Source organism: Nocardioides carbamazepini (assembly GCF_024614185.1).
GTDB lineage: Bacteria > Actinomycetota > Actinomycetes > Propionibacteriales > Nocardioidaceae > Nocardioides > Nocardioides carbamazepini.
Window position 1 is genome coordinate 54,918 of sequence record NZ_JAHTLF010000003.1, and the last position, 22,967, is coordinate 77,884.

The window sequence follows — 22,967 nt, forward strand, 5'->3', positions numbered from 1 at the left end:
GCGTCAAGAACGCGTCAACACGGCTCGTTCCCACCGTCGGCGGCACTTTGCTGGAGCCATGAGCATGCAAGCCGGCCTCCTGATAGCAGGGGTGATCGCCGTCGCGATCTACCTGCTCCTGGCCTTGATCCTTCCGGAGCGCTTCTAGTGTCCGACACCGCTGGCGGTCTGTTGTCGATCGCCGCCCTCATCGCCCTGCTCGCGATCGTGTACGTGCCCCTGGGCGACTACATGGCGCGCGTCTTCACCAGCGGGAAGCACCTCCGGGTCGAGCGCGGGGTCTACCGCCTGACGGGCGTGAACCCCGATGCCGAGCAGAGCCCGAAGGCCTACGCCCTCAGCGTCGTGGGGTTCTCCCTCGCCAGCATCGTGCTGCTGATGGGCATCCTGCTGGCGCAGGCGCAGCTCCCGATGAGCCGCGACCTCGAGGGCATGCCGTTCTGGATGTCCTTCAACACCGCGATCTCGTTCGTCACCAACACCAACTGGCAGTCCTACGCCGGTGAGTCGACCCTCGGCTTCACGGCCCAGATGGCCGGGCTGGCGGTGCAGAACTTCCTGTCCGCTGCGGTCGGCATCGCGGTCGCGGTCGCCCTGATCCGCGGCTTCACCCGGGTCCGCAGCGGCTCGCTCGGCAACTTCTGGGTCGACCTGACCCGGGGCACGCTCCGGATCCTGCTGCCGCTCGCCCTGGTCGGTGCGGTCGTCCTGCTCCTGGGCGGCGTCATCCAGAGCTTCCAGGACAGCACCATGACCACCCTGGCGGGCCAGGACCACGTGCTGCCGGGTGGGCCGGTCGCCAGCCAGGAGGTCATCAAGAACCTGGGCAACAACGGAGGCGGCTTCTTCAACGCGAACGCCGCGCACCCGTTCGAGAACCCCAACGCCTTCACGAACCTGTTCGAGATCTTCCTGATCCTCGTCCTGCCGATCTCGCTGACCCGCACTCTCGGCACGATGCTGGGCAACCGTCGGCAGGGCCTGGCCGTCCTGGGCGCGATGGGCGTGCTGATGCTCGCGGCGCTCACGCTGACGACCTGGGCGGAGGTCAGCGCGCAGTCGCCGACGGCGCAGGTGGCCGGCGCCGCCATGGAGGGCAAGGAGACCCGCTTCGGCGAGTGGGGCTCGGCCCTGTTCGCGGTGGCCACGACCGGCACCTCGACCGGTGCCGTCAACTCCGCCCACGACTCGATGACCCCGGTCGGCGGCGGCACGGTGCTGCTGAACATGATGCTCGGCGAGATCGCGCCCGGCGGTGTCGGAGCGGGCATCTACGGCATCTTGGTCATGGCGATCCTGGCCGTGTTCATCTGCGGCCTCATGGTCGGGCGCACCCCCGAGCTGCTGGGCAAGAAGATCAGCGCCCGGCAGATGACGTACGTCGCCCTCTACACGCTCACCACCCCGGCGCTGGTGCTGATCGGCACCGGAGTGGCCATCTCCCGCGACTCCACCGCCGACGCGATGGGCAACGCGGGCGGCCACGGGTTCAGCGAGGTGCTCTACGCCTACACCTCGGCCGCCAACAACAACGGCAGCGCCTTCGGCGGCATCACGGTCACCTCGGACTTCTTCCAGGTCACGCTCGGTCTGGCGATGCTCCTCGGCCGGCTGATCCCGATCGTGCTCGTCCTGCTCCTGGCCGGCTCGCTGGCCCAGCAGGGCAAGGTCCCGGTGACCGCCGGAACCCTCCCCACCCACAAGCCACTCTTCGTCGGGATGCTGGTCGGCGTCATCGTGATCATGACCGGCCTCACCTACTTCCCGGCGCTCGCCCTCGGACCGATCGCAGAGGCCCTCGCATGATCACCCCACGATCTTCTTCGACTCCCCCGCTCCGCTCCTCCGCCGAACAACATCGCGGGGACCCCGATCCGAGCACCGACCAGACGACCACGCCCGTCCGCGACCCCGAGCGGACCGAGCACGCCCCCGCCCCGGTGCACCGGACCGCCGCGGGCATGAGCCTGCGGGTCCTGCTCACCCAGGGCGTCGCGCAGCTCCCCGAGGCGCTGCGCAAGCTCGACCCCCGGCACCTGTGGCGCTCGCCCGTCATGTTCCTCGTCTGGCTCGGCTCGATCGGCACCACCGTCGCCGCGATCGCGGATCCCAGCGTGTTCACGGTGGCGATCGCGGCCTGGCTGTGGCTGACCGTGATCTTCGGGAATCTCGCCGAGGCCGTCGCCGAGGGACGTGGGAAGGCCCAGGCCGCGTCGCTGCGGGCCGCGCGATCCGACACCGTGGCCCGGCTCCTCGACGCCACCGGCGGGGAGACCCGGGTGCCGGGTACCCAGCTGAAGGTCGGCGACCTGGTCGTCGTCGAGGCGGGCGAGGTGGTCCCCGGCGACGGCGACATCGTCGAGGGGATCGCCTCCGTGGACGAGTCGGCGATCACCGGCGAGTCCGCGCCGGTCATCCGCGAGGCTGGTGGCGACCGGAGCGCCGTCACCGGCGGCACCCGCGTCCTCTCCGACCGGATCGTCGTCAGGGTCACGGCGGCCGCGGGCGAGACCTTCCTGGACAAGATGATCGCCCTGGTCGAGGGCACCTCGCGGCGCAGGACGCCCAACGAGATCGCGCTCTCGATCCTGCTGACCAGCCTGACCCTCGTCTTCCTCGCCGCCGTCGCCACCCTGGCGCCGATGGCCGAGTACGCCGGCGCTCCCCAGGACCTCGTGGTCCTCATCGCCCTGCTGGTCTGCCTGATCCCGACCACGATCGGCGCCCTCCTCTCGGCGATCGGCATCGCCGGCATGGACCGGCTGGTCCGGGTCAACGTCCTCGCCATGTCGGGCCGGGCCGTCGAGGCCGCCGGCGACGTCAGCACGCTGCTGCTCGACAAGACCGGCACCATCACCTACGGCAACCGGCAGGCCGCCCGGTTCGTCCCCGCTCCGGGCGTGAGTGAGACGCGCCTGCGTGACGCGGCCCGGATCTCGAGCCTGGCCGACCAGACCCCGGAGGGCCGGTCGATCGTCGAGCTCGCCCTGACCTTGGGCGCAGACGACCGGGACCTCCCCGCGGGCGCCGAGTTCGTCGAGTTCACCGCCCAGACCCGGATGTCCGGTGTCGACCTCGTCGACGGGACCCGGATCCGCAAGGGTGCCGGCTCGGCCGTCGCCGGCTGGCTGGGCACCGAACCGGACGCGGCGGTCATCGACACCATCGACGAGATCGCGAAGGCGGGCGGCACCCCGCTGGTGATCGCCGAGCGGACCACGGACGGCCCGAGCCTCGTCCTGGGCGTGATCCACCTCAAGGACGTCGTCAAGCAGGGCATGACCGAGCGCTTCGCCGAGCTGCGGGCGATGGGCATCCGCACGGTGATGATCACCGGCGACAACGCGCTGACCGCCCGGGCGATCGCGGACGAGGCGGGCGTCGACGACTTCCTCGCCGAGGCCACCCCCGAGGACAAGCTGGCCTACATCCGCAAGGAGCAGGAGGGCGGCCGCCTGGTCGCGATGACCGGCGACGGCACCAATGACGCCCCCGCGCTGGCGGCCGCCGACGTCGGGGTCGCGATGAACAGCGGGACGGCCGCGGCGAAGGAGGCCGGCAACATGGTCGACCTCGACTCGGATCCCACGAAGCTCATCGACATCGTCGAGATCGGCAAGCAGCTGCTCATCACCCGTGGTGCGCTGACGACCTTCTCGATCGCCAACGACGTGGCGAAGTACTTCGCGATCATCCCCGCGATGTTCGTGACGGCCTACCCGTCCCTGGACCGCCTCAACGTCATGGGCCTGGCGACGCCGGAGTCGGCGATCCTGTCCGCGGTCATCTTCAACGCGCTCATCATCGTCGGGCTGATCCCACTCGCGCTGCGGGGCGTCCGGTTCAAGGCGGCCTCGGCGACCTCGATCCTGCGCCGCAACATCTACGTCTTCGGCCTCGGCGGTGTCCTCGTGCCGTTCGCCGGGATCAAGCTCATCGACCTGCTCGTCTCCACCCTCCCCGGCCTCGGCTCCTAGAAGGGCCTGATCACCATGATCTCCTCGACACTCTCCGACCTCGCCCGCCAGTCCGTGGCCGCCCTCCGGCTCCTCGTCGTGTTCACACTTATCCTGGGGATCGGCTACCCCGTACTCGTGTGGGGCGTCGGGCGCGCCCTCGGCGACCGGGCCGACGGCCAGCCGGTCCGGGTCGACGGCCAGGTCGTCGGATCCGCGCTGCTCGGGCAGAGCCTCACCGGCGTGGAGTGGTTCCACTCCCGCCCCTCGCCCAACGACTACGACACGCTGGCCTCGGCACCGAGCAACCTCGGGCCGCTCAGCCCCGACCTCGACGCAGCCGTCGCGGAGCGTCGTACGGCGGTCGCCGAGACCGAGGGCGTCGCCGAGTCCGCCGTTCCGGCCGATGCCGTGACCGCGTCGGGCTCCGGGCTCGACCCGCACATCTCACCCGCCTACGCCGAGCTCCAGGCGGCCCGGGTGGCGGAGGCGAACGGCCTCTCCCTCGCGACGGTGCGGAGCCTGATCGACGAGAACACCCAGGGCCGGGTGCTCGGGTTCCTCGGCGAGCCCGGGGTCAACGTCCTCACGCTCAACGTCGCGATCCTCCGGGCGACGGCGTGAGGTCCCGTACGCGCCGCCGGCGCGACAGGTAGAGACTGGGCTCATGGAGACGGCCGACACCCGGGGACGGCTGCGGGTCTACCTCGGTGCCGCACCCGGGGTCGGGAAGACCTACGCGATGCTCGACGAGGGCCACCGGCGTCGTGACCGCGGCACGGACGTCGTGGTCGGCTACGTCGAGACCCACGGCCGCAGGAAGACGATCGGCTCCCTCGGTGATCTGGAGGTGGTGCCGAGGGCCCGGGTCGCGTACCGCGGCACGGTCCAGGAGGAGATGGACCTCGACGCCATCCTCGCGCGGCGCCCGAGCGTCGTACTCGTCGACGAGCTGGCGCACACCAACGTCCCGGGCGGCCGGCACGAGAAGCGCTGGCAGGACGTCGAGGCGCTGAGGGACGCCGGCATCGAGGTCATCACGACCGTCAACATCCAGCACCTCGAGTCGCTCAACGACGTGACGGAGTCGATCACGGGGGTGCGTCAGCGCGAGACGGTGCCCGATGCGGTGGTCCGGTCCGCCGACCAGATCGAGCTCGTCGACATGAGCCCCCAGTCGCTGCGCCGGCGGATGGCGCACGGCAACATCTACGCCCCCGAGAAGGTCGACGCGGCCCTCGCGAACTACTTCCGCGAGGGCAATCTCACGGCCCTGCGGGAGCTGGCGCTGCTCTGGCTGGCCGACCGGGTGGACGAGGGCCTGGAGCGCTACCGCGACCAGCACGACATCAAGGGCACCTGGGCGACCCGCGAGCGCATCATCGCGGCGGTGACCGGCGGCCCCGAGTCAGCGACCCTGATGCGCCGGGCGGCCCGGATCGCCTCGCGCCGCGCCGGCGGCGAGTGGCAGGCCCTCTACGTCACCCGGCACGACGGCCTCAGTGGCGTCGCGCCCGACCGGCTCGCCGCGTTGCAGGCGAAGGCCGAGGACCTCGGCGGCAGCCTCCACACGATCGTCGGCGACGACGCCGCGGAGGCGATCCTCGAGTTCGCGCGGGCCGAGAACGCCAACCAGGTCATCATCGGCGCCAGCCGCCGGGGTCGGCTCTCGGCGCTGGCGCGGCCCGGGATCGGCGAACGGGTGATCGCCGCCTCGGGGGACATCGACGTCCACATCGTGACCCACGACTACGTCCGGCGCCGGGGGCTCGGTCCGCCCCAGCGCGAGAGCCTGCTGGGGTTCCGCCGTCAGATCAGCGGGTACCTCTTCGCCCTGATCGCGCCGCTGGCCGTCAGCGGCCTCCTCAAGCTCACCGACCGGTTCCACGGGCTGCCCTCCGAGGCGATGGTGCTGATGGCCGTGGTGGTGGCCACCGCACTCATCGGCGGGCTGGTGCCGGCCGTCATCGCCGCGCTCAGCAGCGGCCTGCTCCTCAACCTCCTGTTCACACCGCCCCTCTACGAGCTGACCATCGCCGAGCCGGGCAATGCGCTGGCCATCGCCTTGTTCGTGGTCGTCGGCATCGCCGTCGCCACTGTCGTCGACCATTCCGCGCGCCGCTCCGCCGAGGCGAGGAAGGCGCGCGCCGAGGCCGACGCGCTGACCGTCCTGGCCCACAGCCTGCTGAACTCCAGCGACGACCTGGCCGGACTGCTGGGCTCGGCGTGCGAGGTGTTCAGCGCGACCGGGGGCGCCATCCTCCGCCGCGGCGAGCGCGGCAGCCACGAGGTGGTGGCCTGTGTGGGCACGGCACCCACGGGCGTGGAGGCGACGGACATCTCCACGGCGATCGACGACGACACGCTCCTGGTCCTGCGGGGCGGCAACCACAGCGCTTCCGAGCGGGCGCTGCTCAACGCGTACGCCGCCTACGCGAAGGTGATGGCCGAGCGGCAGCGTGCCGCCCGTGCCGAGGCCGAGCGGATCCGCCTGGCCGAGGTGGACCGGACCCGGACCGCGCTGCTGGCGGCCGTCTCCCACGACCTGCGCTCGCCGCTGGCCGTCGTCAAGGCGTCGGTCTCCAGCCTGCGCAGCGACGTCGTCACCTTCTCCGCCGACGACGAGGCCGAGCTGCTGGAGACCATCGAGTCGGCTGCCGACCGGCTCACCGCGCTGGTGACCAACCTGCTCGACATGAGCCGGATCCACACCGGCGCCGTCAACGTCACGCTCACCGAGGTCAGCCTCGGCCGTGCGGTGACCTACGCGCTCGCCCCCCTGGTCGGCAACGAGCGGATCACGGTCGACGTCCCCCGGGACCTCACGGTCCTCGCCGACGCCGGGCTGCTCGACCGGGTGGTGGCCAATATCGCCGAGAACGCGCTGAAGTACACGCCGCTCGGGGCCGACATCCGCATCGACGGCACGGCGATCGATGACAGCAGCTCGGGCCCGCGGGCGATCCTGCGCATCAGCGACAACGGGCCTGGCGTGCCCGACCACCAGCAGGAGCAGCTGTTCGCGCCCTTCCAGCGGTTCGGCGACGTACCGCAGAAGGACGGCGTGGGCCTGGGCCTCGCCGTCGCGCGGGGGCTCACCGAGGCGATGGGCGGCACCATCGCGACCGAGGACACGCCGGCGGGCGGATTGACGTTCGTGCTGGAGTTCCCCCGGCCGCCCGCACCTGTGGAGGCCGCACCTGTGGAGGCCGTGCCCGTGGAGACCGGACCCGTGGAGGAGGGCCGATGACCTTCGTCCTCGTCGTCGACGACGACCCGGCGATCCTGCGCACCCTCTCCATCAACCTGAGGGCCCGCGACTACGACGTCGAGACCGCCGCCGACGGGCGCTCGGCGCTGCAGATCGTCGACGAGCGGATGCCCGACGTGGTGCTCCTCGACCTCGGGCTGCCGGACATCGACGGCATCAGCGTGCTCAAGCGGCTCCGGGCCTTCACCTCGGTCCCCGTGATCGTGGTCTCGGCCCGCAGCGATCCCGACGACAAGGTCGAGGCGCTCGACCTCGGCGCGGACGACTTCATCACCAAGCCGTTCTCGATCGAGGAGCTGTTGGCCCGCGTCCGCGTGACGACCCGTCGTTCGAGCGTGGCGGAGCCCGCCCTGGTGGTGACCGTCGACGACCTCCGGCTCGACATCACCGAGTCCCGGGCGGTCCGCGCCGGCGAGGAGATCCACCTGACGCCGATCGAGTGGAAGATCGTCGAGACCCTGGCCCGCCGGCGCGGGCGACTCGTGCGGCAGTCGGAGCTGTTGCACGCGGTCTGGGGTCCCGGCTACGAGCGCCAGACCAACTACCTGCGCGTCCACCTCGCCAGCATCCGGCGCAAGATCGAGCACGACCCGTCCGCGCCGCGGATCTTCGTCACCGAGCCCGGCATCGGCTACCGCCTGCTGCCCGAGGACTCCTGACCTCTCCTCCTGCACCCGTCAAGACGCGGCTCGCGCGGCCGGCTCCTGCTCCTTGCCGGACTGGCGCTGCTGACCGGCCCGGGCGGCTCGCGGCACGGCGTACGGTCGGAGTCATGGCACGCAGTTATGAGCAGATCAGCGCAGAGCGGTTCAGCGCGGCCGAGGGCGTCGGCGAGTGGCGGGTGCTCGGGTGGCACGCCTTCGCGGTCTTCCGCACCGGCACCTTCGCGACCGGCCTCGCCCTGGTGAACGCGATCGGCGAGCTCGCCGAGGCCGCCGACCACCACCCCGACCTGAAGCTCGGCTACCCGGCGCTCGCCGTCCGGCTGGCGACCCACGACACGGAGTCCCTCACGACCGCCGACCTGGACCTCGCGCAGCGCATCTCGGCCGCCGCGCGCGACCTCGGCGTGGCGGGCGACCCCGACGCGGTCCGGGCCTGGGAGTGAAGCTGTAACTATCTGCTATTGCCCCTACCGCACCGGTCTACAGGTACGGCAGTGGCCATACCAGGTAGTTACAGCCGGGCGGCGGCCTCACCACCCGACGTGCGTGATCGCGCCGCCGGTCCGTCCTCGTTATGTCTCAGTCGTGTTAAAACGTGTTGAAACAACCACGAACTCATTGACATGAGTTCAATCACGGACTCGGTGATCGCCTTCTCCAAGAACTCCGATGTGCGCGCCCTGATGTGCAACCCGCCGCAGAACATCTTCCGGATCGTCGTTCCCGAGGACTCGGACATCGAGTCGGTCGAGGACCTGGAGGGACGCACCCTCGGGATCGCGGAGGCAGGCGGCGGGGAGGAGCCCATCGTGAACGCCTCCCTCGAGGACGCCGGTCTCGCCCGCGACCAGGACGTGCGGATCCAGCCCATCGGCGATGCGGGGCCGGCGTCCCTCAACGCCATCCTCGAGGGCAAGGTCGACGCCTACGCCGGTTCGTATCCGGACATCTCGACGCTCAGCGCCGACGGACGCCTGGTGACGCGGGACATCACGCCGGCGGCGTACAACGCGATCCCGGGTGACTGCATGATCACGACGGTCGAGCACCTCGAGAACGGGGAGACGCGCAAGCAGCTCGTCGGCCTTGCCCGCGCGTGGGCCAAGGGCGCGGTGTACGCGGCCGCGCACCCGGAGGAAGCGACCCAGATGGCGTGCGCCCAAGTGCCCCAGGAGTGTCAGGACATGGCGTTCGCGACGAAGTACACCGCCGACACCATCGCCCTCTCCGGCGTCACGTCGAGTGGCGGACCGTTCGGCGCTGTTCCCGTCGACGCCTGGCAGACGACCATCGACGTGCTCTCCGGCTCCGGTGCCGTCGACGGTGATCTCTCCGCCGACGAGCTCGGGGGCGGCACGGACGTCGAGTCGTTCGTGAACGACTACTCGGACTTCGACGCGGCCGACCTCGGGAGTGCCACGCCGTGACGGTGGACGCTCAGCCCGGCACCGAGGACGGAATCCGGATCGCGGGTGCCAACAAGACGTACCGGACGGCCGATGGCGGCCACGTCGAAGCACTCCGGGGTGTCGACCTCGATATCGCTCCGGGCGAGTTCGTGTCCTTCCTCGGTCCGAGCGGGTGCGGCAAGTCGACCCTGCTGCACATGATCGCGGGCCTGCTGTCGACGACGCAGGGGCACATCGACGTACGCGGAACGCCCGCGGCACCGGGCCGCGCGGACATGGCCATCATGCTGCAGACTCCCGTCCTGTTCCCGTGGCGGACGGTCATCGACAACGTCATGCTCCCCGTGGAGATCCTGCGGCTCGACCGGACCAAGGCGCGCCGGCGCGCCGAGGAGCTGCTCGAGCTGACCCACCTGACGGAGTTCGCCGAGAAGCATGTCTGGGAGCTTTCTGGAGGCATGAAGCAGCGGGTGAGTCTGGCGCGTGCGCTGGTCACCGATCCCTCGCTGCTCTTGATGGACGAGCCCTTCTCCGCGCTGGACGAGTTCACCCGCGAGCGACTGAACGTGGAGCTCGCACGACTCCACGACGACTTGGGCAGGACGACGCTCTTCGTCACGCACAACATCGCCGAGGCCGTGTTCCTGTCGGATCGGATCGTCTGCATGCGGCCCCGTCCAGGGGAGGTCATCGAGGTCATCGACGTGCCGCTGCCGCGGCCGCGTGAGCGCGCTCTGGTGGGTACGCCGGACGTGGTGGCTCTCGAGAACCGCGTGCGTCGAGCGATCGCTGAGTTCATCTGATGCCCCGGCCCCGACCGACCGACGACATGAGGTACCCGTGACCGCGACCACGTCCGATTCTCCGCGCCTGGCCCGAGCCGCCCGGCGGCCCTTCTCCGGCTCGCTTGGCAAGGTGCTGCTGCCGAGCTCGGTCCTCCTGCTGTCGGTGGCGGTCTGGGAGGCCGTCTCCCGGGCGGGGCTGGTCAACGAGATCATCGTCCCCGCCCCGACCGCCGTGGCCCAGGAGCTGGTCGGGATGCTCGATGAGAGCTACTTCTGGGAGGCCACGTGGGTGACCATGGCCGAGACGCTCGCCGGATTCGCGATCGGCGTGGTGCTGGCCTGGGCGCTCGGGACGGTCCTCGGCATGTTCGAGGGCGCCCGTACGGCGTTCTATCCGATCGTGGTCGGCTTCCAGATCACTCCCCGCGTTGCTCTGGCGCCGCTCTTCCTCACCTGGTTCGGCTTCGGGCTCACCTCCAAGGTCGTGATGGCGGCGACGATCTGCTTCTTCCCGGTGCTCCTCAACGTGATGGTGGGCATGCAGGGCGTGGACCCGGCGGCGCGCACGCTGATGCGGTCGCTGGGTGCGAGCCGGTGGGAGGAGTATCGGAAGCTCACCCTGCCCTCGTCCCTTCCGCTGATCTTCGCCGGAATCAAGAACGCCATCACGCTGGCCCTGATCGGGGCGATCGTGGCCGAGTTCGTCGGTGCGTCCCAGGGCATGGGCGTCTTGATCAAGACGCTCAACTTCCAGCTCAACGTCGCCGCGGGCTTCGCCGTCATCGTCGCGCTCATGGTGTTCGGGCTGATCCTCTACTGGATCGTCGAGCTCGTGGACGCCAAGGTCGTCCACTGGCGCAACCACGCCTGAGCTCGTCGGTGCGACGTGGAGCGCACAGCGGGACGGCGGAGCGGGCCGTCGGAGAACAAGCCTATTGACATGAATGCAATCACATTGAAACATGAGCCTTCCAAGGTGGTCGTGTTTCGACCCTGATGAACTCGAGGTACACCGATGGCCCCAGGCATCCCCTCCCCGCTCCCCGCCGTCGATGATGAGGCCGGCGTCTTGTCGGTCGGCTTCGACGAGCGGCTGAGCGCACCACGCACGGCACTGTTCGGCGCGCAGCACCTGCTCGCACTGACCGGCATCTGGCTGTTCCCCTCGATCATCGGCGGTGCTCTGGGGCTGTCCCTGGAGGAGACCGGCTGGCTGACGCAGGGCTGCTTCTTCATGGTCGGCCTGATCACCGTGCTCCAGTCCAGCCGTCTCCTTCGACTGCCGATCGTGCAGGGGCCGACCGCGGCGTTCATGCTGGCGATCATCTCGGCCGGTCTCACGTTCGGGCCCGGCACGGCGTTCGGCTCCATGTTCGTCGCCGGCCTGATCTTCGCGGCCCTGGCGATTCCGCTGAAGCGGCTCGGTCTCTTCGGTCACGTCGCCCGCCTCGCGTCCGACCCCATCCTGTTCGGCACCTTGTTCGTGATCATCGGCGGACAGCTCGCCGCCATCGGTCTGAGCGGGTGGTTCGGCGTGCCGGGTGCACCCGGGTTCGGCTGGCCGTTCTTCCTGATCAGCGTCGTCACGGTCCTCGCCGTCGTCGGATTCACGATCTTCGGCGGCAGCTCGGTGCTGCGGCGGGGCGCGATCTTCTGGGGCATCGTCGTCGGCACGTTGGTCGCGGCCCTCACGCAGCAGTGGGATCTCCCCGACGTCGGCGCGGTCTCCATCGTCGGCACGCCCCAGTTCCTGCCCTTCGGCTTCGGCGTCGAATGGTCCGTCGTGGTGCTGATGCTCCTCGCGTTCCTCCAGGCAGGCACCGAGTCCGCAGGCATGTACCAGCTCATCGGCAGCTGGGGCGGGCAGAAGATCGATGTCGAGCGCACGAACCGCGGCCTGTTCACCGAGTTCCTCGGTACGGCGATCGGCGCCCTGTTCTGCGGTATCGGCACCACGTCCTATCCCGAGAACGCCGGCATCGTGCGGGTGTCGGGCATCGGCAGCCGCTTCGTCACCCTCGCGGCCGGCATCGGCTGCCTGGTGCTCGCGTTCGTCCCGTCGGTCGGCCTGTTCGTCGCCGGGCTGCCCCTCCCGGTGCTGTCCGCCGCGTCGACCGTCCTGTTCGGCATCATCGCGATGTCCGGCATCCAGATGATGGGGAACGTCGTGTGGGACGAGCTGAACCTGATGGTGGCCGCTCCGGCGTTCATCATCGCGCTCGGCACGGCGTACCTGCCTGACGAGATCGTGTCCGCGATGCCCGAGTCCGTGGCGAGCATCGTGACCACACCGATGATGGTCGGTGTCATCCTGCTGCTCGTGCTGCATCTCACGATCAACTACGGCATCCGACCCGTGCTCGAGCGCAGGGTCCGCGCGTGACCACGATCCGGCTCGGACTCGCGCAGACGGTCGCGCGGTTCGGCGGGCGTGAGTCCGAGAATCTCGCCCGGGCCGTGGCCCTGGTGCGGGAGGCCGCGGAGCTCGGCGTCGACCTGCTCGCCTTCGCCGAGAACTACCCGGGTCCGTTCACCGAGTCCTTCCGGTACGACGTGGCCGAAGCGATGGCCGCGGCGGCCCGTGAGCACGGGGTCGCGGTCGCCTACGGGACGTCGTTGCCCGACCGCACCCGGCCGGGGTCCTACAACATCGCCACGGTGGTGCTCGACGGCGACGGCGAGGAACGCGGGTGCTATCGACGCACCCACCCGATCGGGCCCTACATCTACCGGGACAGCCCGGAGTGGAACTTCGACTATGTCGCGGCCGACGACTTCCCGGTGATCGAGATGCCGTGGGGCACGCTCGGCATCTCGATCTGCTCGGAGGTGCATCTCCCGGAGATCTCCCGGATCCTCGCGCTCCAGGGTGCCGAGGTGATCCTCTACCCGAGCGGCCTGCTCATCCACGAGCTCGGCTACACCGAGTCGTGGCAGACCCTCGTGTACGCCCGCGCGATCGAGAACCACTGCTACACGGCGACGCTGGTCAACCTGATGGATCGCTCGGTCGGCGACCAGTTCGCCCCGGAGGGTGAGTCGGGGCGGCCCGGGGAGGAGCAGACCACCCGGGGGATCGGCCTCATCGCCTCGCCCGAGGGGGTGCTGGCGCGGTCGTCCGAGCCGGGCATCCTGACCGCCGACCTGGACCTGGAACGGGTTCGCTACCTGCGTCGGACCGAGGAGCAGCTGATCGTGCCGGCGCCGTACCGGACGATTCCCGGGCATCATGGCTGGCGCCGGCCGGAGCTCTACGCGCGCTTGTCGACGACCTCCGCGTGTTAGCATGCCGCTCAACGGGTTTTCGACCTGGTTGACATTGTAGGGGAGCGGGCGCCGTCACCCCGCGGAGCGAGCATGCAGGTCTCGGGCCGTCGGTCCGAGCCGACCGAGAGCGGAGTGGCACCTTGGGCCTGGACGACGTCGACGCTCGTGAGCACGCTCGTCCCCAGCACAGCGCGGACCAGACCATCGCATTGGTGGGCGCCCGGATCCGGGGACTGCGCTCCCGGCAGGGCCTGACCCTCAAGGACCTCGCCGAGCGCACCGGGGTCAGCGTGTCAATGCTGAGCATGCTGGAGCGTGGCGTCGCCAGTGCGTCGATCGGCACCCTGGTCTCGGTGGCGTCGGCTCTCGGCGTGCACATGTACGACCTGTTCGACCATCCGGACAACGGCAAGAACTCCCCGGTCACCCGGCGCGATGAGCAGACCGTGGCGCAGACCAGTGAGGGAGCGACCCGCCGGGTCGCGCACCAGGATGCCGCCGCCGGCGTCGAGCTGGCAGTGAACACCTACCTGCCGGGCAGTGCGTCCGGCCCCACCGCCACGCACCACGAGGGTCGCGAGTTCGGCGTCGTCCTGGCCGGCCGGCTGCGCGTGGAGCTCGACGGCGAGACCCACGATCTCGAGGTCGGAGACGCGATCGCCTACGGCTCGGTGCTGCCTCACCGGATCAGCAATGTCGGCGATGTCGACACGGTTGCGGTCTGGGTGAACATCGACCGTTCCTGAATTCCCCGTCCGACGGAGGTCGGCAGTTCAGTTGAATGACGTTGAAATTCAATCCTGTTGAATGCTAGGTTCCTCCCGTGACTGAGAACCTCACCACCTCCGAAGGCGTCCGGGTGATCTCCCGGGACGCGTGGGGCCCCGACCTGGGTCACGTCGACGGCGGCGCCTGGCGCGAGATCGTCGGTGCCCGGACCGGCGGCACCTGCCGCAGCCTCTACGCCGTGGAGCTGGGCGCGAGCGCGACCACCGTCCTCCTCCAGCACCCCGGCGAGGCGGTCTACTACGTCTGCGCCGGACGCGGTGAGGTCGTCGAGCATCGTGCGTCCCGCGTCGACCGGCGCGCCCTGACCGAGGGCTCGATGGTGCACGTGCGTCCCGGCGCCACCTATCGTTTCGAGTCCGCGGCCGGGATGACGCTGCTCGGCGGTCCCAGTCCGGTCGACCCCGACCTGGGCGCGGACCCCGGACCGGCCCGGAGCGAGGAGGGGGTGCGCACCTACCACCGCGACGAGCCCGGCCTGCTGGTCCCGTTCATCTCCCGCGACGCCCGTCTCGTCGTCTGGCTGGGGGAGGGCGCGGTCACGGCGAACATGAACTACGTCGTCCTGGAGCCGGGCGAGCGCAACACCGAGCACGTGCACGCGGTGTCCGAGGACACCATTCACATCCTCGAGGGTCACGGGACGGCCGAGAACGTCACGACCGGCGAGCGCCTCGCCTTCGGGCCCGGCGACACGATCCACATCGAGATCGGCTTCTGGCACGCGGTGGCGGCCGACCGGGGCGAGCGGGTGGTCAGCATCGGCGGACCCTGCCCCGCCGACGTGAACATGCTGCGCGCGGCCGGCGTCGATGTCGACGCCATCACCCGCGATCTTGCCGACGTCCCGGGCCTGGACTGATCGATCATGACCGCAGCGTCCGCCCCGACCACGGTGACCGTGGCGCTCGAGCAGCTCGACGTCGTCGGCGCCCGGCCGGCCGCCAACCGGGCACTCGCACTGACCCGTGTCCGCGCGGCGTTCGAGGCCGGTGCTGACGTGGTGGCACTGCCCGAGCTCGCGATCAGCGGGTACGTCGTGGATCCAGGTCTGGCGGCGAGCGTGGCCGAGCCCGTCGACGGGCCGACCCACGACGCGATGAGAGCTCTCGCGCGCCAGTACGACGGCCTGGTCGTCTACGGCTTCTGCGAGCGTGCCGGCGCCGATCTGTTCAACACGGTGGTCGCCGTCGACGGCAACGGAATCGCGCTGCACTACCGCAAGCTGCACCTCTTCGACGAGGAGCTCGGGGTCTATGCCCCCGGCGACCTCGGGTTGCCCGTCGTCGAGACCCGGTGGGGCAACCTCGGCGTCTGCATCTGCTACGACCTCCGGTTCGTCGAGGTCCTGCGCGCCCTCTCACTGCGCGGCGCCGACCTCGTGATCGCCCCCGCTGCCTGGGTCGGTGGGTTCGACCGCACCGTCCCGCACGCCGGTGCCACCCGGCACGTCGACTCGGTGCTTGCCCAGGCCAACCTCGATCAGGTCGCGGTCGTGGCGGTCTCGCAGGTCGCCGGCGCCTCGCACGGCGGACCGGCGACGCTCGGCGGCTCTGTCGCCTGCGACGCCTATGGCGAGCTGTTGGCGGGTCCGCTCTCACGCACGGAGGCCGACTCCGCCCTGGTGACGGTCGATCTTGCCGCCGTCCGCGGAGCCCAGCACCGCAGCGCGACGATCCGCCCCCGGGAGGACCGACGTACCGACGTCTACTCCCTCGCCTACGGAGGTGATTCCTGGTGAAGCCGAGTCCGTTCGAGTACGTCGCGCCGACCTCGATGGAGGAGGCGCTGGCGGTGCTCGCCGGCGATCCTGACGAGACGAAGGTGCTTGCCGGGGGCCAGAGCCTCGTCCCGATGATGAACTTCAGGCTCGCCCGTCCCGAGCGACTCGTCGACATCAATCGCATCCCGGGCATCGCGGGCACCGACGTGGTCGCGGACCGGCTGGTGATCCGCACCCGGACGCGTCACCTGGCCCTGCAGAACACGTCGTTGCCCGGTCCGCTCGGCCACCTGCTCCGCCACGCCGCCGCCAAGGTCGGCCACCTGCCGATCCGGACCCGAGGAACGTTCGGCGGATCCCTCGCGCACTGCGACGCCGCGTCGGAGTGGTGTCTCGTCGCGTCCCTGCTGGACGCGGACATCACCGCCGAGAGTCAGGCGCGCGGCAGCCGCACCATCGCCGCGGCCGACTTCTTCCGGTCCATCTTCACCACGGCACTCGAACCCGACGAGATCCTGACCAGCGTCAGCCTGCCGCTCCTCGACGACTCGTGGACCGCCGGAATCGCCGAGTTCGCCCGACGTGCCGGCGACTTCGGCATCGTCACGGCGACCGCCGCCGTCCAGGTCGTCGACGGGACCGTCACGGAGGCTCGGGTGAGTCTCGGCGGCGTCGGCGAGGTGCCCTTCCGCAGCGTTGCGGCGGAGTCGACGATGCGTGGCGAGGCCTGGACGACGGACCTGATCACCGCCGCTGCCCAGGCGGCGGCCGAGGAGGTCGACCCGCCGAGCGACATCCACGGCGATGCCGCCTATCGCCGCGATCTCGTGCGGGCCCTGCTGCCCCGGGCGCTGGGACGGCCATGACCGGCACGACGACGGGCGCCGAGCCGCAGACCTGGACCGGTCGGGCGCTCCCGCGCCTGGAGGATCCGGCGATCCTGCGTGGCTGGGGGACCTACGTCGCCGACGTGGCCGCCCGCGATCCCGGCTGCCTGCACGTCCGGTTCGTGCGCAGCGCCCATGCCTCCGGCCGGATCCTCTCGATCACGGCCCCGCCGGGCGTCACCATGTTCACTGCTGCCGATCTCGACGGGGTGCAGCCGATCCGCGCGGTGCTGCACCGACCTGACTTCGTCGCGGTCGCGACGCCCGTACTGGCCACCGACGTGGTCCGCTTCGTGGGGGAGCCGATCGCGCTGGTCGTCGCGGACTCCGAGGCCGAGGCGGAGGATGCCCTCGACCGGGTCGAGGTCGAGATCGAGGAGCTGCCGGCCGTACTCTCCACGCAGCACGCGGTGTCCGGTCACGCGCCGCTCGTGCACGACGTCGAGTTCCCCGGCGACCCCAACACGGTGGTCGACGGACACATCCACACCGACGGCTTCGACGCCGCCTTCGCGGCAGCGGACCGGGTCGTGGCGATCCAGGTCAGCTCGGCGCGCCAGAGCGCGATGCCACTCGAGGCGCGCGCCGCCCACGCGGCCTACGACCGCGCCACCGGCCGCAGCACCCTGCACGCCACGCTCCAGATGCCGCATGTCACGCGCACCGGCATCGCCGACAGCCTCGGCATCTCCGAGGACGACCTGCGCGTCGTGTCTCCCGATGTGGGGGGAGGCTTCGGCGCGAAGATGACGCTGGCCCGCGAGGACATCGCGCTGGTCTGGGTGTCCCGCCGGCTCCGGCGCGACGTCGCCTGGATCGAGACCCGTGAGGAGAACTTCCTCGCCGCCTGGCACAGCCGGGAGCAGGTCTACGACATCGAAGGCGCCTTCACTGCCGACGGGGATCTCGTCGCGCTGCGCGGTGACCTCGTGTGCGACGTGGGCGCCTACTGCTGCTCCCCGGTCACGTGGGGCGTCGAGCCCCTCATGGCGTTGGCCGAGCTGCCGGGCCCCTACAAGGTCGAGCACTACTCCGTGCGCTCCCGCGGCATCACCACGAACAAGTGCCCCATCGCGCCCTATCGCGGGGTCTCCCGACCGATGCAGGTGCTCGCGATGGAGCGGCTGTTCGACGTCGCCGCGGCCGAGCTCGAGCTCGACCGGGTCGACATCCGGCACCGCAACCTGATCTCGGAGTTCCCGCACCGGGCGCCATCGGGCCTGGTGCTCGATCAGGCCTCCCACCAGGAGACGCTCGCCGCCGCGGTCGAGCTCGCCGACCTGTCCGACTTCCGCGCCCGTCAGGCGGCGGCGCGCGAGGCCGGCCGCTACCTGGGCATCGGCATCTCGTGCTTCGCCGAGCGCACCGGCTACGGCACGCCCGCCTTCGTGGCGCGCAACCAGCCCTACGAGTTGCCGCGCACCGCCTCTCCCGACGTCATCACGCCCGGGTACGAGCGGGTGCTGCTCACGATGGACCCCTCGGGTGGCGTCGTACTGCGCATCGGCGCCGCGCCGCACGGACAGGGACTGCGCACGACCCTGACCCAGGTGGTCTGCGACCAGCTCGGCATCAGCCCCGAGGCGGTCCGGGTCATCGACAGCGACACGGACGCCACGCCGTACGGCTGGGGCAGCTTCGCGTCCCGCGCGATGGTGATCGCCGGCGGTGCCTCGATGCTCGCGGCGCAGGATCTCGCCGAGCGGCTGCGTGGCCTGGCGGCGGCCCGGCTCGGCGGCCTGCCCGACGACATCGACCTCACCGACGGCGCGGCCCGGCTGCGGGGCACCGACGACGCGGTCGCGCTCTCCGTGCTCGCCCGCGACGTCTACCACTCCGCCCACCTCCTTCCCGACAAGGGGCAGCCCGCATTGGAGTCGGTGGGCTTCTACGACCCGAGCGGGACCTTCGCCAACGCCTGCCATGTCGCCGAGGTGGAGGTCGACGTCGAGACCGGCCAGGTCGACATCCACCGCTTCCTCGTCGCCGAGGATGCCGGCCGGCTGATCAACCCGGCGATCGTCGACGGCCAGATCCACGGTGGCGTCGCCCAGGGCGTGGCCAACGCCCTCTACGAGGAGCTCGTGTACGACGAGCGCGGGGTGCTGGTCACGACATCGCTCATGGACTACCTGCCGCCGACCGTGCACGAGATGCCCAGCATCGAGATCCTCCACCTGGAGACGATCTCGCCCGCATCGCTCACCGGCGCCAAGGGCGTCGGCGAAGGCGGCACGATCGGTGCGCCCGCAGCGCTCGCCAATGCGATCAGCGACGCCCTCGAGCCGTTCGGCGTCGGCGTGTTCCACCTGCCCGCGACGCCGCACCGCGTCCGCGCCGCCATCCGCGACGGCGAAGACCTCCACGTGGTCGCCCGGCCCGTGCCCCGCCCCGAGAAGGAGGCCGACTGATGAGCATCCCCAGCGCCGTGCCCGTCCGGCTCTATGTGAACGGCGACCGCTACGACGTGAGCGTCGAGCCCCGTCGTACCCTCGCCGACGCGCTCCGCGAGGACTGTGGCCTCACCGGCACCCACCTCGGCTGTGAGCACGGTGTCTGCGGTGCGTGCACCGTGCTCGTCGACGGCCAGCCCATGCGCTCGTGCCTGATGTTCGCCGTCCAGGCCGAGGGCTCCTCGGTCCGCACCGTCGAGGGTCTCGCGATCGACGACACGACGCTGCATCCCGTGCAGCAGGCCTTCTGGGAGCATCACGGCCTCCAGTGCGGGTTCTGCACCCCGGGCTTCCTGACCCTCGCCGCCGGCTACCTCGAGGAGCATCCTGACGCCGGCGAGGCCGAGCTCAGGGACGTGCTCTCGTCCAACCTCTGCCGCTGCACCGGATATCAGAACATCGTCAAGGCCACGCTCGCTGCACAGCAGGCCATGAACGGCGACCCTGACGGTGACACTGACGGTGACACTGACACCGACGCCGATGTCGGCGGGGAGCCCGCATGATCGGAGCCCGCGCCCTGCGCATCGAGGATCCGGTGCTGTTGCGGGGCAACGGACGGTTCGCCGCGGACACGGTCCGCGCCGGAGAGCTGCACATGCGCGTGGTCCGCTCTCCGGTCGCGCGTGGCCGGATCGTCACGGTCGATGTCTCGCGGGCGCTGCTGCTCGACGGCGTCGTCGCCGCCTGGACCCACGACGACATCGCCGAGCTGCCGGCCATCGGCTTCCGGCTCACGCCCCGCGACGACCTCCTGCCCTACCGGCAGCCGGTGCTCGCCCGCAACGAGGTCCGCTATGTCGGTGAGCCGGTCGCGGTGGTCTTCGCCCGGTCGGCCTACCTCGCCGAGGACGCCGCCGACCTGGTCGAGCTCGACATCGAGCCGCTCTCCGCCCACCTCGACTCCGACGCCGACCCCGTCCCCTGGGTGGACGCCGAGCAGGCCACCTGGGCGGCCGGCCTGGGACGCGACCTGCCGGCCCAGGACTCCGAGGCGACGGAGTTCACCACCGAGTACGGCGACGTCGAGCGGGCCTTCGCGAAGGCGGTCGCGGCGGGCGGGCCCGGGACCCACCGGATCGTCGAGATGGACGCGCGCGTCGGCCGGCACAGCGGCGTCCCGATGGAGTGTCGTGGCCTGTGCGCGGTCTACGACGAGGCCGAACAGCTGCTCGTGGTCGACGGTGCGGCCAAGGTGCCGTTCTGGAACCGCGAGGCGGTCGCCGCCATGTGCGGCCTGCCACCGCACCGCGTCCTCGTCCGGGAGACCCACGTCGGCGGCGGCTTCGGCCCACGCGGCGAGCTCTATCCGGAGGACGTGCTGGTCGCGGTCGCCGCGATGCGCCTGAGGAAGCCGATCAAGTGGATCGAGGACCGTCAGGAGCACCTGACGACGACCAACCACTCCCGCGATCAGCATCATCGGATGCGCGCCCTGGTCCGGGTCGAGGACGGCTGGATCGAAGCGCTGGACGCGACCTTCGCGCTCGATCAGGGTGCGTACGTCCGGACCCACGGCGCAACGGTCGCCTCACTCACCGCCTCCATGCTGCCCGGCCCCTACGTCATCCCGCACTTCCGGGTCGTCGCCCGGGTACGGCTCACGAACAAGACGCCCGCGGGCACCTATCGCTCCCCCGGACGCTACGAGGGCACCTTCGCCCGGGAGCGCCTCGTGGACAAGATCGCCGATGAGCTCGGACTGGGCCGGGCCGAGGTACGTCGTACGAACTTCATCCGGGCCGACCAGATGCCCTACGAGCGCCCGATCCAGGCGATGGGCACCCATCTCGTCCACGACTCCGGGGACTACGCCCTGCTGCTCGACAAGGTCAGCGAGACCTTCGACTTCGCCGGGATCCGCGCCGAGGTCGAGCGTCGCCGTGCTGGTGGGGAGGTGGTCGGGTTCGGGTTCGGGTTCTTCGTCGAGAAGAGCGGCATCGGCCCGGTCGAAGGCGCCAGGGTCACGGTCGACGTCGCGGGCCAGGTCACCCTCACCTGCGGCGCGTCGTCCGTGGGTCAGGGTGTCGACACGGTCCTCGCCCAGGTCGTCGCGGAGCAGCTGGACATCGGGCACGACTCGATCCGGGTCGTTCGCGGCCGCACCGACCAGTTCGAGTACGGACGAGGCGCCTTCGCCACCCGGCTCGCCGTCATGGCGGGGTCCGCTGCGGCCAACGCCGCGGAGAACCTGGCCCAGAAGGCGAAACGGGTCGCGGCCCATCAGCTCAAGGTCAGCGTGGAGGAGCTCGAGCTGCGCGGCGGCTCGGTGGTCGTCGTCGGCCGTCCCGAGGAGGCGCTCGCGCTCGGCGAGATCGCCGGGCTGCTGGAGCCGATAGGAGCCGGGCGGCTGAAGGAGGAGCCCGGCCTGTCCACCGACGGCTGGTTCCGCACCGACCACATGACCTATCCGTACGGCCTGCACGCCGCGCTCGTCCGCGTCGACCGAGGCACGGGCCAGCTCCACATCGAGCGCTTCATCGTCGGGTACGACGTCGGCCGGGCGTTGAACCCGACACTCGTCGAAGGGCAGATCGCCGGCGGCGTCGCCCAAGGCATCGGTGGCGCGGTGTACGAGGAGTTCCGCTACGCCGACGACGGCACGCCGACCTGCACGACCTTCATGGACTATCTGGTTCCGACCCTGCACGAGATCCCTGACGTGGAGATGCTCGTGACCGAGGACGCCCCGAGCCCGATCAACCCGCTCGGGGTCAAGGGTGCCGGCGAGGGAGGTACCACGGCGGTCGCGGCCGCCATCGCCTCAGCCGTCGACGACGCACTGCGGATCCCCGATGCGATCCGCAGCGTCCCGATCCGGCCGGCCCACCTCAGACGCCTGCTCGCCTGAGGCCGCTCGACCACCGACCTGCGGGCACCCAGCCCGAACGACGTCAACCAACCGAACTGCTGTGCTTACGGCTGAAACGGAGACACACATGCGCATCGTCGACCTGACCCACCCGTGGGGCATCCACACACCCGGGTGGGTGGGCTACCCGGGAGGGAAGCTCTACTACACCCAGAACCTGCAGACGAACCAGATCGTGTCGCAGAAGATCGAGACGTCGCTGCACAGCGGCACGCACCTGGACGGACCGATGCACGGCACCGACGGTGGCCTCGACATGGCCTCGCTGCCGCTGGACAAGCTGATCCACCCCGGCGCGATCGTCGACGTCTCCGACGTGGTCGGCGACTGGGACCTGATCGAGCCCGAGCACATCACCCGCAACGTGGAGATCAAGAAGGGCGACATCCTGATCATCCACACCGGGTTCATCGACTACTACCAGGGGATGCCCAAGCAGGACCTGGTCCGCTACTTCACGATGCACCCCGGCGGCAGCACCCGGCTCGCGGAGTGGATGGCCGACATGGAGATCCGCTGGTGGGGAATCGATGCCGGCTCCGGCGACCACCCGATGAACACCACGATCCGCAACATGCGTCCCGACCTGCTCGCCAAGTTCGAAGAGCACGTGGGCATGTCCTACAAGGAGTTCCTGGGCGAGTACTCCTACACCCACCACATGTCGGGCCGTGAGATCACCTCCGACATCTTCCCGATGCACCACCTGGCCTTCCAGGACGGCTGCATCCACGCCGAGAACGTCGGCGGTGACCTCAAGACCGTGCTCAACCAGCGCGCGATCATCGGCGCGTTCCCGTGGAAGATCGAGGGCGGCGAGGCCTGCCCGTGCCGCATCATGGCGTTCTTCGACTGCGGTGCGGACGAGGTCATCGAGGGACTCGGAGGCTGAC

At 70.4% G+C, this 22,967-nt stretch carries 20 protein-coding genes; all 20 read left to right on the top strand.

The window, feature by feature from the left end; translation table 11 throughout:
* Window positions 1-58: 58 nt before the first annotated feature.
* The 20 genes from KVF89_RS00880 (at window position 59) to KVF89_RS00975 (ending at window position 22,966) form a co-directional block, all read left to right on the top strand.
* Window positions 59-148, top strand: coding sequence for a potassium-transporting ATPase subunit F (locus KVF89_RS00880; protein ID WP_257422610.1), 90 nt, complete (start codon window positions 59-61; stop codon window positions 146-148).
* Entirely contained in the window at window positions 148-1,806 is a 1,659-nt protein-coding gene (kdpA, locus tag KVF89_RS00885; protein ID WP_257422611.1) for a potassium-transporting ATPase subunit KdpA, read from the top strand. Before KVF89_RS00880 ends, kdpA begins: the two co-directional genes overlap by 1 nt.
* A gap of 155 nt (window positions 1,807-1,961) precedes the next feature.
* On the top strand, window positions 1,962-3,977 hold the full coding sequence (gene kdpB / locus KVF89_RS00890) for a potassium-transporting ATPase subunit KdpB (protein WP_257423005.1): 2,016 nt from the start codon (window positions 1,962-1,964) through the stop codon (window positions 3,975-3,977).
* Between the two features lie 15 nt (window positions 3,978-3,992).
* On the top strand, window positions 3,993-4,580 hold the full coding sequence (gene kdpC, locus KVF89_RS00895; RefSeq protein ID WP_257422612.1) for a potassium-transporting ATPase subunit KdpC: 588 nt from the start codon (window positions 3,993-3,995) through the stop codon (window positions 4,578-4,580).
* A 43-nt stretch (window positions 4,581-4,623) separates the two neighbouring features.
* Complete coding sequence (locus KVF89_RS00900; protein WP_257422613.1) at window positions 4,624-7,206, top strand: DUF4118 domain-containing protein; 2,583 nt, start codon at window positions 4,624-4,626, stop codon at window positions 7,204-7,206.
* Complete coding sequence (locus KVF89_RS00905; protein WP_257422614.1) at window positions 7,203-7,886, top strand: response regulator; 684 nt, start codon at window positions 7,203-7,205, stop codon at window positions 7,884-7,886. The genes KVF89_RS00900 and KVF89_RS00905 overlap by 4 nt, the downstream gene beginning before the upstream one ends.
* A 113-nt stretch (window positions 7,887-7,999) precedes the next feature.
* Window positions 8,000-8,335, top strand: a complete 336-nt coding sequence (locus tag KVF89_RS00910) for a 4a-hydroxytetrahydrobiopterin dehydratase (protein ID WP_257422615.1) — start codon at window positions 8,000-8,002, stop codon at window positions 8,333-8,335.
* A gap of 180 nt (window positions 8,336-8,515) precedes the next feature.
* Window positions 8,516-9,319 (top strand): ABC transporter substrate-binding protein, encoded by an 804-nt coding sequence (locus KVF89_RS00915; RefSeq protein WP_257422616.1) that lies wholly within the window; start codon window positions 8,516-8,518, stop codon window positions 9,317-9,319.
* Window positions 9,316-10,104, top strand: coding sequence for an ABC transporter ATP-binding protein (locus KVF89_RS00920; RefSeq protein ID WP_257422617.1), 789 nt, complete (start codon window positions 9,316-9,318; stop codon window positions 10,102-10,104). Before KVF89_RS00915 ends, KVF89_RS00920 begins: the two co-directional genes overlap by 4 nt.
* A 37-nt stretch (window positions 10,105-10,141) precedes the next feature.
* Window positions 10,142-10,957: an ABC transporter permease gene (locus KVF89_RS00925; protein ID WP_257422618.1), complete on the top strand. Its 816-nt coding sequence runs from the start codon at window positions 10,142-10,144 to the stop codon at window positions 10,955-10,957.
* Window positions 10,958-11,101: 144 nt separating this feature from the next.
* On the top strand, window positions 11,102-12,469 hold the full coding sequence (locus KVF89_RS00930; RefSeq protein ID WP_257422619.1) for a uracil-xanthine permease family protein: 1,368 nt from the start codon (window positions 11,102-11,104) through the stop codon (window positions 12,467-12,469).
* Window positions 12,466-13,371 carry a carbon-nitrogen hydrolase family protein gene (locus KVF89_RS00935; RefSeq protein ID WP_257422620.1) on the top strand — a complete coding sequence of 302 codons (906 nt, stop codon included), beginning with the start codon at window positions 12,466-12,468 and terminating at the stop codon, window positions 13,369-13,371. Before KVF89_RS00930 ends, KVF89_RS00935 begins: the two co-directional genes overlap by 4 nt.
* Window positions 13,372-13,493: 122 nt before the next feature.
* Window positions 13,494-14,099, top strand: a complete 606-nt coding sequence (locus KVF89_RS00940; protein WP_257422621.1) for a cupin domain-containing protein — start codon at window positions 13,494-13,496, stop codon at window positions 14,097-14,099.
* A gap of 77 nt (window positions 14,100-14,176) precedes the next feature.
* The gene (locus KVF89_RS30280; protein WP_257422622.1) at window positions 14,177-15,001 is read left to right on the top strand and encodes a cupin domain-containing protein; all 825 of its coding nucleotides are present in this window, start codon (window positions 14,177-14,179) and stop codon (window positions 14,999-15,001) included.
* A gap of 6 nt (window positions 15,002-15,007) precedes the next feature.
* Window positions 15,008-15,880: a carbon-nitrogen hydrolase family protein gene (locus KVF89_RS00950; RefSeq protein WP_257422623.1), complete on the top strand. Its 873-nt coding sequence runs from the start codon at window positions 15,008-15,010 to the stop codon at window positions 15,878-15,880.
* Window positions 15,877-16,728 (top strand): FAD binding domain-containing protein, encoded by an 852-nt coding sequence (locus tag KVF89_RS00955; protein ID WP_257422624.1) that lies wholly within the window; start codon window positions 15,877-15,879, stop codon window positions 16,726-16,728. Before KVF89_RS00950 ends, KVF89_RS00955 begins: the two co-directional genes overlap by 4 nt.
* The gene (locus tag KVF89_RS00960; RefSeq protein WP_257422625.1) at window positions 16,725-19,160 is read left to right on the top strand and encodes a xanthine dehydrogenase family protein molybdopterin-binding subunit; all 2,436 of its coding nucleotides are present in this window, start codon (window positions 16,725-16,727) and stop codon (window positions 19,158-19,160) included. Before KVF89_RS00955 ends, KVF89_RS00960 begins: the two co-directional genes overlap by 4 nt.
* Window positions 19,160-19,708, top strand: coding sequence for a (2Fe-2S)-binding protein (locus tag KVF89_RS00965; protein ID WP_257422626.1), 549 nt, complete (start codon window positions 19,160-19,162; stop codon window positions 19,706-19,708). The genes KVF89_RS00960 and KVF89_RS00965 overlap by 1 nt, the downstream gene beginning before the upstream one ends.
* Window positions 19,705-22,053 carry a xanthine dehydrogenase family protein molybdopterin-binding subunit gene (locus KVF89_RS00970; RefSeq protein ID WP_257422627.1) on the top strand — a complete coding sequence of 783 codons (2,349 nt, stop codon included), beginning with the start codon at window positions 19,705-19,707 and terminating at the stop codon, window positions 22,051-22,053. The genes KVF89_RS00965 and KVF89_RS00970 overlap by 4 nt, the downstream gene beginning before the upstream one ends.
* An 88-nt stretch (window positions 22,054-22,141) precedes the next feature.
* On the top strand, window positions 22,142-22,966 hold the full coding sequence (locus tag KVF89_RS00975) for a cyclase family protein (protein WP_257422628.1): 825 nt from the start codon (window positions 22,142-22,144) through the stop codon (window positions 22,964-22,966).
* Window position 22,967 lies beyond the last annotated feature (1 nt).